Annotated in this window: 7 protein-coding genes; 1 reads left to right on the forward strand and 6 read right to left on the reverse strand. The window is 63.0% G+C overall.

The annotated features are described in order from the left end of the window. Positions 1-12 precede the first annotated feature (12 nt). From RYH80_RS20000 to RYH80_RS20020, 5 genes are read right to left on the reverse strand one after another with little or no spacing between them, the layout of a single operon-like run. Complete coding sequence (locus RYH80_RS20000; protein WP_370905918.1) at positions 13-5,583, reverse strand: DEAD/DEAH box helicase; 5,571 nt, start codon at positions 5,581-5,583, stop codon at positions 13-15. Further along, positions 5,584-6,324 carry a hypothetical protein gene (locus RYH80_RS20005; RefSeq protein ID WP_370905920.1) on the reverse strand — a complete coding sequence of 247 codons (741 nt, stop codon included), beginning with the start codon at positions 6,322-6,324 and terminating at the stop codon, positions 5,584-5,586. It lies immediately after the preceding gene. After that, positions 6,325-9,753: an S-layer protein gene (locus RYH80_RS20010; protein WP_370905922.1), complete on the reverse strand. Its 3,429-nt coding sequence runs from the start codon at positions 9,751-9,753 to the stop codon at positions 6,325-6,327. It lies immediately after the preceding gene. Next, on the reverse strand, positions 9,750-10,640 hold the full coding sequence (locus tag RYH80_RS20015; RefSeq protein ID WP_370905923.1) for a hypothetical protein: 891 nt from the start codon (positions 10,638-10,640) through the stop codon (positions 9,750-9,752). The genes RYH80_RS20010 and RYH80_RS20015 overlap by 4 nt, the downstream gene beginning before the upstream one ends. Positions 10,641-10,688: 48 nt before the next feature. Then, a complete protein-coding gene (locus tag RYH80_RS20020) occupies positions 10,689-11,531 on the reverse strand; it encodes a hypothetical protein (RefSeq protein ID WP_370905924.1) in 843 nt (280 codons plus the stop codon). A gap of 298 nt (positions 11,532-11,829) precedes the next feature. Between RYH80_RS20020 and csa3 the strand changes: the two genes are divergently transcribed. Then, positions 11,830-12,474, forward strand: coding sequence for a CRISPR-associated CARF protein Csa3 (csa3, locus tag RYH80_RS20025; protein ID WP_370905925.1), 645 nt, complete (start codon positions 11,830-11,832; stop codon positions 12,472-12,474). A 41-nt stretch (positions 12,475-12,515) separates the two neighbouring features. Here the strand turns inward: csa3 and RYH80_RS20030 are convergent, their stop codons facing one another. Beyond that, a complete protein-coding gene (locus RYH80_RS20030; protein WP_370905926.1) occupies positions 12,516-12,938 on the reverse strand; it encodes a hypothetical protein in 423 nt (140 codons plus the stop codon). Between the last annotated feature and the right edge of the window lie 35 nt (positions 12,939-12,973).

Genomic DNA, 12,973 nt, shown 5'->3' on the forward strand with positions numbered 1-12,973 from the left:
GGTGTAGTGTGGTCAGTCCTGTGGCGAGTCGTCGTCAACACGTCGGAGTCGTGCTGTTCGGGCGACGCCGGCGGCATCGTCACGAGCGAGTGTCTCCGGTCGGTTGTGGGTGGCACAACCGTACTGGAACAGACACCGGGGACACCCCGCCTCACACGAGCAGTCGAACTGGTCAGCGATCATCGCCGTCGCGGTTCGGAAGTTCGGGAAGCCGTTCTCACGCTCTGTGACGAGTTGGCGGGTCACGTTCGCACCGCCGGGCGTCGCGTCAAACACGTCCGTGTGGTCGTCGTCGACAACCTCCGTCACCTCGCGGATGCCGACGCCACCGAGCGACTGGAGCGCGACGCGGAGCCCGTGACCGAAGGCGTGACTCGTAGTCGGATCGTCGACACTCACCCGTACCCCTTCAGTCTCGAAACTGTACCCTAATCGGAAGAACTCCGAACCAACGTCTCGGGGGTCGTGGTCGGCGTCGGCCGTACAGTGTCCGTGTCCATCGTCGTCGCGGTAGACGATCCCGTCACAGGTGTCGGCACCGCACACCTCGAAGGGAGTGTTGTCTGCGTCTGCCGCTCCGGACTTGTAGCGGGCTCGGAAGTTGTCCGTGTGCGCGAGCACGGCGTAGTCGCCGAACGCGATCTGGCCGACGACGCCGTCGTCCGTCACCAACTCGAACGTCTGCCTGGGCTTGAACGACAACACGTCCGTGGTTCGCTCGGCGAACGTGTTCTGCACTTCCTCATCGGGGCTGTCGTAGACGGCCCGCGCCGGGTCACCGTCTGGACACGTCACGAGATCGTCGCGGTGGGCCTCGACTGCCTCCAACGAGGCGAGGCGCCGGCGCTTTAGGGGCCGCTCGCTCGTACAGTCGCATGCCGTCGTCCCGACCGGGTGGCTGCTGTTACACCCCGGACAGACGAGTTCCGTCGCCAGTCGTTCGTTGTCGGTCGCCTCGGCGTGCTGCCTGAGTTCGGAGGACTCGAACTCGTCGAACCTAGCGCGAGTAACGACGTATGTTGTTCCGTCTTCCAGGTAGGCGGCACCAGGGTGAAGTTCCGACAGTGCCATACGCTCTGAGCGGCCGCCGTAGCCGTCTCCCAGAGCCGTCCGCTCGTAACTGTCACCATCACGCGTGACGAGCGTGACGCCGACGCTTCCGTCGACGTTCCGCATGTCGAAGGCGAACTTCCCGGTTCGAGATTCCTGGAGGAACTCACCGTACTCCAGCCTCTCGATCCGTTCGAGTCGCTCTCGCAAGGCCTGTCGGCGGTCTTTAACCGCGTCGCGTCGTCGTCGGAGGGTCGTCGCCTCGTCACCCGTCGCTCGTCGTATCTGTTTTCGGAGCGAAGTCGTCTCTCGCTCCAGTTCGGTGAGTTCCGTCTCCAGAGTCGAGCGGTAACGGTCGTACTCGTCGACGAACAGTTCGGTGAACTGATCGACGACACGCTCGCGTAGGTCAGCGAACTCCGTGGGGGCGTCGACAATACGACCGTCACAATCGTCGCTGCGACACGTCTCGACGAAGTCGTCGCTGTCGTCAGCCGCTTGGTCGCCACGGTCGTACTTTCGAGCACACCGTCGGCAGTAGCGGTATCCCAACACGTCCGCGAGGTGCGACAGAAGTTCCTCGCGGTGGTCGTCCACGACGGTCGCCAGCGCGGCCACGCCGCGGTCCCGGCTGTCGAGGTCGAGTTCCGACACCGGCAGGGAAAGCAACTGTGTCAGTTTGGCGTACTCCTCGTCATCAGTGTCATCGCGCCGTCGAAGCACCGTTTCACCGCCAGAGAGTTTCCCGTAACCGCCGGGATACTCCACCTCCCACGGGATCACGAACTCGGCGGCGACGTAGTCGAACACTGCCCAAGTGAGTGACACCTCCAGAACGGACTCGTTGTGCTCACTCAGCGGCACTGGCTTCGGTTCGCTCTCGATCAACTCCGTCGGGTTGTCGTAGTAGTAGAAGTCGATAGGATTGCGCTGGCTGACACTGTGGACGAGCGACGAGCCGGACTCACGCCCGGCACGTCCGACCCGTTGGAGGTAGGCGTTCACGTTCGGGGGAGTCCCGTACAACAACAGCGCGTCAAGTTCACCGATGTCGACACCAAGTTCCATCGTCGGCCCAGACGACAGGAAGTGCGGGTGGCTACCGTCACGGAACAGGTATTCCAGTGCCCGTCGGTCACGTTTGTCCGTCAGTCCGTGATAAACACGGCTGATGAGAACGCGCGGCGAAGAGGCGACGAGCCGGTAGGCCCGCTGTGTGAACAACGGCTCCGTTGGGTCCGCTCGCTCCGTCAGTGAAACCCCCAACGGGACGCTCTCGTCGTTCGCCAGCCCGAACTGCCGTTCGAGCGTCGTAGCGAAGGTGTCACCGTCCGGGTCGTACGCTAGTCCGTCGTCCACGCCGGCGACCGTAACTTCCAACCCTGACGGGTCAAATCCGACATACTCCTCGTCACGGACGACGAGAACATCGGCGTCCGCCAGCGCAGTCACTACGTCCGTGACACGCTCGCCGTGACCCGGCGGGTCAATCTGGTCGATGTGACAGCCGTCGCCGGCGTCGACGACATCACGTACCACCGCACGCTCTGCGTCCGATAGGTCTCGGCGACGCTCCGGCGCAAGGCGCACATCCAACAAGCCGGCCTCTGCCAACGATCCGCCCCGTTCTCGGAGTTGTGGCCGGTAAGCGTGTGGTACCGCTCGGCGGCGGAGCCGCTCACGGACGGCTGCCGCCGGATCGTCGAACCGGCGATGGACGCGCCCGAGGAGTTCCGGTAGGAGATCGAACGACACGCGGTTGAGACGTGCTGGCGGATCGAACGCGTCGTCCAACGCCTGGATCACTGACACTGCGCCGTCGACCGTGGCCTCCAACGACTGCCAAGCGCCGTCGACAAAGTCACTTTCCATCACTGGACTGTCGTCGGATTCGTAGGCGCTCGACTGCGTCGGATTACCAATCTCGAAACTGCCAGCGTGGTCGTCGCCCGCCAGGGTGTCGCCGCCTGTCGCCGTCTCGCCTGCGGCCGCGACCAGCGCCTGGTCTAACACCGTCTCCGCCTCCGGTTCGGAGAAATCCCGGTCCAACTCTTTCATGTCGCGGTGGGAGTCGGCGAACGCCAGCAGTTTCGCCGCCTGGTTCCCCTCCTCGTCGGCGACCCGTCGGAGGAGGTACTGACTTGTCGTCACTGCGAGGTTGTTCGGCGACCGGACGAGTTCGTCGTAGCGGTCGTCCGCGTTGTAGCCGAGTCCGGTGTGACGACAGGCGCTGGCCGTCTCGAATTCGCCTGGGTCGCGGCGCCGGCCGTCGTCGTCCACGACGGCGAGCCGCCCTTCTGGGGCTGACTCTTGGATGTGCTCGGCGTCGGCTGGCGCACACGCACATTCGCCGTCGACGACCCGCTTGCCACACATCCGACAGACTGTCGTTTCGAACGACTCAACGAGACCCGTCTGGACGAACGACCCGTTCCAGCCACACCCACATGTCTCCGGGGGCGTCGTCTGGAACAGCCGTCTATCGCAATCGTCGTTGCCACACACCCACGGCCGGAGTCGGTCGTCGTCCGTTCGTCGGAACTTGAGGCGCTCACTCCCACAGGTGCGACACTGGAGTCCCGGCGTCTCCGTCCGATCACACGTCGGATCACGACAGACGAGCGTGTCGGCGTCCGTTCGAACGAGTCGTGTTCCACAATCACACTCCCTGACGAGCCCACGACGCTGGCTCGCGCCACAATCGGTACAGACGTGGATCGGCTGGAAAGTGACGCGGTCGAGTCGCGGGCCGGCCGCTCCTGTCAGCTCCGTCGTCTCGTCGCCGTCACCACAGTGGGGGCAGTGTGCCTGGTCGCGTCCGTGTGGTGTCCCGTCCTCATTTGGAACGTACGGGGTAAGTTGCCGACAGTCCGGACACGTCCAAGCGGCGAGGTGTTCCTCGTCGCACCGCCGGCAGTATCGCGCCCGGGTGACGAACCCCTCGTCACACGCCGGACAGTCGTCGTGTGGCGATCGGTAGACGGCGTCACAACCGGCGCAGGCGTAGAACCCGTCCAACGGCCAAGTGAATAGGTGGCTCCGCCGCTCCAACAGACCGGAGAACTCACCCAGCGTCCGAACGTTGGCGACCAGCGTCTCGGTCGCCACTTCGTCGGTGTCGAACCTCTCCGCTACACGGTCGCGGAGTTCTTCGGGTGTCGCTGGGTCCTCACGCAGCAAGGCGTGAACCGACTGGATCGCCACGACGCTCTCGGAGGGTGAGTCTGTAGTGGTGAGGTGCTCGAACAGGGCGTCACCAACCACCTCACGGAGTCGGTCCCGGTCGGCATCCGCCGGCACCGTCGGGTTGAACGTCGGCAGTCCTAGCGGTGATTCTCCCTCCCGAACGGCAGTCAACAGGTCCGTCTCCGTGAGTCGCTCGTCGGTGAGCGCCGACGGTGCAGTCGTCGTTGCCGGCGGGTCGAGTTCGCGTGGTTGTTCGTCTACGTGCGTAACGTCCGCGCTCCCGGAGAGTTTCCGGAACAACTCCACGTCGTTGTCGACGGTCGCGCTCGCCGCGATCACCTGGAGTGATGGCCCCTCACGGCGCTCGCGGAGCGTCCGGAGCCGTTTGGTCAGCGTCGCGGTGTAGCTGCCAAACAGCCCGTCGTAGGTGTGGACCTCGTCGTACACGAGAAACTTCGGCTCGTAGACGAACCGGTCGTGTTCCTCGCTTGCATTCGTGTTGAGGAGTTTCAGGTTGATCGTGTCCGGGTTCGTCAACAGGATGTCGACTCCCTCGGTCAGGATCTCACGCTTGGTGAGACGGACAAACTCCAGCGGCACGTCGTCGATGCAGTTGGCCTTCTCTGGTCGGAGGCGGTAGCCACCCGTCGTCGCCTCGGCGTGGACTCCACGGTCACACGACTGACACTTCGCCTGCCGTTCGTCGTAGCCGGGACAGGAGAACTGCTCGAACGTGTCGTTGAGGTACCCCTCTGCGCGCTGGCTCGGGTTCCGTGGCGTGTCGCCGTCGTAGATCCCGACAGTGATCCGGTAGTCGCTCGGGAGGTCAACGTTGATCCGGTAGAGGTAGCCGAGCAGCCGCTTCAGTTGATCCTGTGCCAGCGCCTTCGTCGGGTACAGCAACACGGCCTTCACGTCGTCCGGGTGCATCTCCGGATGGTTCCCCCGGTTGGCCTGGACGATCTGGTCCAAGATCGGGATCAGCCACGCCTCCGTCTTGCCGCGGCCGGTCGCGGCAGTGACGACCGTGTCGTCGCCCCGCCGGACGGCCTCGACTGTCCGTTCTTGGAAGTCGTACAGCCGGCGGAACCCGAGATTCTCGAAGGCGAGTCGGACGAGCGGACTCAGTCCGGCCTCGCGGGCGAACGCCGACCACGGCTGGTCGCTCCAGTTTGCCGGCGGTAACGCCTGGAGATACGGTCCCCGGACTCCCAGGAACGACTCGTCGGTCGCCTCCGTCGCGTCCAGTCGTGCGGCGACACTGCGCGCCGCTGTGCCGGCAGCACCCAACAGGTGGCTCCGGTAGGCCGCGACCGCCTCACTCGCGCGGGCTGCTGGCTCGTCCATTCAGATAGTCAACCCCACGTTCTCGCGCAGGCTCCTGACACGGTACAACTCCGCGACGGCATCCGCGTCCGTCGACGACAGCGTGACGTTCTTATCGTCCGCGAGTCGCTGGAGGAGGCGGATCGTCTCATCGGAGAGTCCGTGGTCTCGCTGGAACGTCTCCCAGTCGACGCCGATCTCTTCCCACTTGGCTTCGAGGCCACTCCACTCTGTCATGAGTCTCCCCGTGTCCTTGCTCAGCTTCCACGCCTCCTGACTGACGAAGTCTTCCACCTCCTGGGTGAGTTGGATCGCCTCGCTACCTCCGTCCGTAATCCGGATAATCGACTCAGCCGTCGAGACCTTGCTCACCCACTTCTTTTGCACGTCACTGAGACGACTCTTCGTGTCGTCGACTGCGCTCTCGACCACATTCTCTACGTCGGAGACCGTCTCTCCCTCGTCGCTCAGACTTCCCTCGCTGACGGCAGCCAGGATGTCGTCCGAGGTGGTTCCGGTCACGTCACGGAGTCGCGTCCGGACGGTCTCGACTCCCTGAGTCTCCGCTCGACCGAACACGCCCGTGACGACGGTGTTCCGGTGGACGAGTTCCTCCAGGCTATCTTCCAGACTCGCCATCCGTTCGTTGTGACGTTGGAGGCGTTCGTCCGCTTGGTCGACGGCCTGCTCCAGTTCCTCGCTGCGTTCGTGGTCGCGGCGCTTCTGTTCGATCTCGTCGATCTTTCGTTCGAGGGCTGACATTCAGAGCTCCTCCGAGAGTGTCTCGATGGTGCTGCGGTGGTTCTGGTACTGTTCGAAAGAGTCGAGTCGACAGACGCGGGCCTCGAACTGCCCGCCGCCGTCCACATCTACCTCGTCGACGGCGTCGATCATCTCGTCGAGCGCACTGTACACCTCCCAAGCCAGCACGGTCTCGCTGCTCTCCTCGAACTCGTGGAGCGCGGCGAGTAGCTCGGGCCCGCCGGCCTCCTGAATCCGCTCGAACTGGGTGACGTTCGACCGAAGTCTGTCGAGCCCCAGCGGCTCCGAGCTCATGCCCTCCAGCGTCGCCTCCCAGTCGGCGAGATCCTGGTTCCCGGCTGCCTGGAGTTCGTCGGCCGCCTCGTAGGCGGTCTCGAACTGTTCGCGGAGCTTGGTCGGGTCGACGCCCGGCTCGTACCACTGCTCGACGGCCGCCGTTTGCTCGACGATGTGTTCGGCGTGCTCCGAGGGAGACAACGACAGCAGTTCCGTGGCGTACTCCCGGATGGCCTCCAGGAACGTGTCGGCCTGGACCGTGCTGTTGGCGGTTCGTGAGGACTTGATCCGGAACGCCTTCGGCAGGTCGCCGGTGTCGATCTGCATCGCTTCCTCCAGGAACCGGTCGCGGTTCTCCCGGACGGTCTCGACGGCCGACGACAGCCGGTCGCGGTCGATCATCCACTTCTCACGGTCGTCGCTCCCGCTCCCCTTGAGCAGGAAGAACCGCTTCGCCAACTCCCGTGGCACGCTACTGTGTGTGGTGAGGTCGTTGTACGCCTCACGGAAACTGTTTCGGCGGCTGAACCGTTGTTTGAGGGGATGGTCGTAGCTCTCCGGCAGTTCATACGCTTTGAACACCATCTCTTCAGTAACCTCGTTGACGCCACGGCCCACGTTCTGGAGGAGGAACTGCGTGAACACGATCAACTCCTCAACGCCCATCTCGTCGGGGAGACATGCCTCCAGCGTCGACCGCATCTCCACGCGGAAGTCGCCGACGGTGTCGTCGGCCCAACCGCGGAGTCGGTCGTAGTCCACTGACACCATCGTCGGGTCCGGCAGTTCTCCGTCGCCGACGCCAGCCCAGAACATCACCTCGTACAGGTCGTCGTGTTCCGTCCCGAACGGGAGTTCCGTGGATAACGCCGCCTGTGGCGTGTAGGCCCCCTGGAGTCCGATGGGGAGGTGGTCGCCGTGATCGTAGTAGATCCCCAGTCCACCGTTCGAGAGCGCGTTCGGGTTCTCCAGTGCCGTCGGGTCGTCGTGGAACCGTCGGAGAACGGACACCGCGCCGTCGATCAGCGTGTCGGAACTGTCGTACGCGACGCCCTCGGAGACCCAGTTCTGGTACTCCGACTCACGACGGTTGACCTCGTCCCGCTCTAAACTCGTCTCGACCGCCAACGGCTCGCGCCCGATTACGCTCAGTTCCGTTCTCGCGGAGAGCTCGGCGTGCTCCGCCTCGTAGACGGCCATGTCACCGTCGTCCGGCACCCGGGTGGTGACGGTTCCGTCTTCGTCCGTCTCGCCCACTTCGCCGTCGGGGCCGTACACCGTGACAGCCTCGACAGCCTCGCCGTTGTACTTCACCGTCAGAGCGATCCGGTCACCCGGTTCGACGGTCTCGTTGTCAGTGACGATGTCAAGCGTGTCCTCGGCGATCTCGTACGTCTCAGTGGTCGACAGCCCCTTCTTTTCGGCAGTGACTGTGATTTCTCCTTCCCTGTCCGGGAGCGACCACTCGAGTTGACCGCGGCCGTCCGACTCGCCGATCACGTCGCCGTTGATGCACAGCCTGACGCCCGCGAGCGTGTTCCCCTCAAGTCGGGTCTGGAAGGAGACCGTCTCGCCTGGTGAGCGGACGCCGTCGAGTCCGACCGTGAGTGTCGGATCGAGTCCGCCAGCGTCGTAGACGATCTGTTCTCCCTGGTCGCCCTCTCGGACCCAGTCGGCGTCGTAGTCGACGCCGAACGCCTCTGCGACCGCGACTGGTACGGCGACGTTCCCGTCGATGGTTTTCGTCCCGTACCACTTCGAGAGAAGTTTGTGTTCCCGGTCGTAGTCGATCCGGATGTCGACCGGGAACTCCTTGATGTACGGGTTCTCCTCGGCGGCGACGAATGGCGGGGTCCGAGAATTGAGACACTCCCGGATCACCCGGATTAGAAGAAGCCGCGGCGTCCGGCGCTCCACGCCCTTCTGGACGAGGTTGTCGTACGCCCGCTTCACGAACGCGGCGTTGAACGGGTACAGCCTCCGGAACGCGGACTCGTCGACCGGCGCGCTCGCGTTTGACTGCGCTCGGATCACCGACATGTACTTCCGGACGAGTTCCACCGTCGCCCCCTCGTCTAGGAAGTGTGCGCGGCCACGCTCGTCCGTCGTCGAGAGGTACCCCTCTGCGCGATCCTTCATATACGTCTGGACCTCCTCAGAGACGCCCAGCGCGCGGTCGAGGTTGTCTTCCTCCCATCCGGTCACCCACCCGAGCACCACGTCAAAGGCGCCGCTGTCGAGTTGGAACAGGTGATCTAGCAATTGCTCTTTAAGCACGGAGAACGTCGTCAGGTCCTCACAGATCAACACCGGACGCATCCCCGCCTCGATGTACTGTTCGGACAACTCCTCCAACTTCGCCTGGAAGTCGCCGACACCGAGGTTCTGCGAGAGGATCTGGTGGATCTTGTCCCGGAGCGTCGGGAAGATGGTGTCGGCGCCGCGTGCGAGACCGAACGCATCGACAGCGAGGTCTCGGTAGTCGTCCTCGGTGAGCAGATCTGGGAACTTCTCTTCCCCCTCGCTCGTCACGGCCGCCTGGTACTTCTGGATGTTCTCCTCTAAGATGTCCCGCAGTTGTGTGGCGCCCGAGTCGTCGATCAGCGCCCGGAGATCCTCCGCGTCGACGCTCTGTTGTGTCGGAGCAAAGGCGTCCAGCGTCGAGATGATCGCCTCCGCAACCCGCTCGGGGTCGAGTTCCTTCACGCTGGTCGCCGACACCTCCTCGTCCAACGGCTCCGTCAGGATCTCCAGAATGTCCTTGATCCGGGTGTTGCTTCGGGAGACGTGCAGCGCGACGTGTTCGTCGTCGCCGGCGAGCCCCTCACCGTAGTCGCCGATCTGGTACTCCAGCCACTGGCACAGTTGGCTCTTCCCACTGCCGGTCTCGCCGCGCAGGATGAAGATCCGATTGTCGTCGTCGATCTCTGAGCGGAGAATAGCGTCCCTGAACTCCGCTTGTGTGACGAAGTCGTCGGTACCAGGGTGCGGGAACAGGTACTCGGCACGAATCTTGTCGATGTCGATGTGCGTGTCGACGAACCCCTGGCGGGACTTCTGGTGTGACTCCGGTGTCAGGTACTGTCGGACGACATCGTCGTCCCACGTCACCGGGAACTGTAGCTCCGTCTGCTCGCGTGTTGACTCACTCATCTCTGAACAGTTCGCGTGTCTGCGTCCATCGGTAGTCTGTACGCCGGGCGGTCGGGAACCTCGCCGACCGAGAACGACTTGATCGTTCGACTGTCCACGCTGCTGCCCGATCCCGCGGGCAGATCGACCTCGTTCGAGGCGTCAGCCATCGACCTGAACTTGACGACGCCGTCCCGTTCCAACGCCGTCAGGACGGCCGCCAGCCCACGGTGGACGACGCTACGGCCGGCGCGACTCGCGTACGCGGGGAGGAACCACTCGTCGATCCAGTCGAGCGCGTCACGCAGGTCCGTCGAGTCGTGGGTCGCCGCGAACCCGGACAGCAGTTCGGCGACGAGTCCGCGGGCCGGCGCGAGCACCACGCCGTCGTCGATCTCCGTGACCGCACCCACGCGGCTCATCAGCCGACTCCACATGTTGAGTTTCGTCTCGTTCCACGAGATGTCGTGTGAGAGCCTCCGACTGGCGTCCGTCTGGAGTTGTGACTTCGTGATCAACTGTGGGTCGCCGGACGACTCGGCGCTCTCGACTGCGACCTCAAACAACCGCGTGAGGTGGTCGCGCGGGCGTTCCTGACGACGGATCGCGTAGAGGAACCGTGCCTCGAACGACGGATCGTCGTACGGCACGGCGTCACGGTTGAGCGGTCTGACGAGTCGTGCCTCCGGCGCCGTCAGCATGTCGACGCCCTTTAGAAACTCGACGACAGTCCGGACGTGGTGGTCGTCGTAGCTAGGCTGTTCACTGCCGTCGAACCGTTCGGCCAGATTCTCGACGAGCGTATCGCTGGCGACGGCGGCGTCAACCGCCCGCAGATCGTCGCCGTAGACGGTCGTCATGTTGACGAGCGTTCTGTTTGGCTTGTCCGATGTACGTTCGAAACTCATGTGTCGTGTTGCTCCATGTTATTCCGGGTTCGGTGTGGTTGCGTCGTCTCAGCGGTGTTCCCGCGGCAGTTCACGGTAGTCGGTGAGTCGGTCCAGTTCGAAGTCGACGCGCCGGAGCGTCTCCAGCATCTGATTGGCGACCGTCGTCACCTCGCCTTTCTCCGTCCAAGACCGGAGCGCCTCCCGGATTCGCTCGGAATAGTCCTCCAAGACGTTCTCCAGGTCGTCTTCAAGGAAGTAGGCGAGCGGGTCCCACACAGGTGAGTCGGCAGGCGCCCGATCGTAGGCGAACAACTCTTCCAGACTCCGCGGGTTAAGGCCGGCCGCCCGGTGGTGGGCGGCAGCCTCGTGGAAGAAGACATTCCGGGTCGTACTCTGCGCCAGCGTTGTGTCGACATCGTCAAGATAGCGCTTCGAGAGGGTCTCGTAACTCTTGACAACTACGTCAAACTCGTCGGTGATCGCTTTTCCTGGCTTCGGGGTGTACGTCGGTGTTCGGGGTGCGACGGTGTCCGTCACTAGGACGTACACTCCCTCTCCCTCGACACTCCGTTCCGTCAACCGTCGGACGAGTTCCTCTTCGTCGTATTCGTCGATTCCCTCCTGCGTGGCGACGTGGACACACGGCAGCGAGACATCCGCCGGATCCGTGTCGTGGCTCGTCAGCAAATCGTAGTCTGCCAGCCTGAGTCCGTTATCGTATACGTCCGCGTGAACAACGGTATCTAGACCGAACGTAGTTAGCAGCGGGAGACTCCTGAGTTGTGCTCTGGCTCGCTTTCCTCGTTCCTCTAATTGTCTGTCCGCGAGAACGACGGTCTCTGTCTTCGTCCCTACGAACTCTGTGAATGTGCGGTCCGTGTTCACGTCTCTTGCCCCCGTGTCGGACACCTGTACTGCACTGGTCCTATGTGACATTGACCTGTTTGGGCCGTAATGAATGTTGTCCTGGTAATCAAGTTATCGGAATTATTACTATTATTCTGTCTCTTCGCGATCCTGGAGTAGAGATCGTGTCCGAACAGAACAATACAGACGCGGCTCCAGATTGGTTTCACTCACAGAGTGACATCGAGAGTGTGATTTGGGTGTGAACTGCTATATTGTCTATTTCCAGCCGATCCGAGTAGTCGATACCATCACACACGAACGGGAAGATACAATTTCCATCCCACACTTGTGCCACAGTATGCAGACGTTTGTCGGTCCGATCGGGTACGACAGCACTCGTGTCACCCGTCCGGTGTTACGACACGGAGTCACGAACGGAGACACAATTCGACTCCTTCACCCCGAGCGGCCGGAAGACGACGAAGACGCCAGGGCACAGGAGGCGATCACTGATGTCGAGCGGATGATCGGTGAACTCGAACCGTCGGTGACTGTCGAGTCGCTACCGACGCCGACGGATCCGTTCGAGGAGACGCTCGACGAGTGTCTCGGGGCTCTCGATGATGTCGACGGTGAGCTGGTTGTGATCCTCGGAGGCGGTGTCCGCGAGATTTACTTCCCGCTGGGGCTGGCGGCCGTGACTCGGCAGGAACAGGTAGACGCGACACTCCAGTACAGCGATCTCGACGGGTCCGTGCAGGAGATCGACTTGCCCCCCGTCGGAACGGACATTGGAGACAGTGTTGAGAGTACCCTGATTGCAATCGTCGACGCCGAGCGTGTCTCTCTCGCCGATCTCGCTCGGGAACTGGATCCGTCCAAGAGCACCATCTCGCGGCACCTCGACACGCTCGAAGACGCCCACTTCGTGACCACGAGTTACGAAGGGAAGTCTAAGGTCGTCGAGCCGACGCGACGAGGGAAACTCTACCTCGAGTTCTGAGAGACCTGGCCAGAGTCTCGTGGTATCGCAGAGGGTCGAAATCACTCCTCTTGTGGGTCTCGCTGCTCCTCGGTTGTCTCCTCTACTCCCATCCGCACTGCCACGCCACGAAGGTCGTCGGGTTTGTCCTGGTCAACTTCCTCGTCTCGTTCGTCGGTCGGTTGCCGGCGTCGAGACTCGTCGTGGTCACTCCGGTGGTCCTGAATCTTCTCCAGCAACTTCTCGTCGCGTTGCTTCTGTCGCTCTTCACGCCGTCGGTCTTCGGCCGCTTCTCTTCCGTGCACCTCGTAGTCGTCGGGGCGAACAGATTTAGAGTATGGGAAATCGGCGTAGAACCCACCGGTGTGACCCTTGATCCGGGCCCGCAGTTCGTCACCAGGGGTAGCGTCGATATCGCCGAAGTCGATCACGTCTTCATGATCCTCCTCCACAGCCTCGGCGAGTACGTGTCCACACTCCGTCACTTCCGCGACTCACGCCGTCACCTCTTGATGATACA

Source organism: Halobaculum sp. MBLA0147, from assembly GCF_041361345.1.
In the GTDB taxonomy this organism is placed as follows: Archaea; Halobacteriota; Halobacteria; order Halobacteriales; family Haloferacaceae; genus JAHENP01.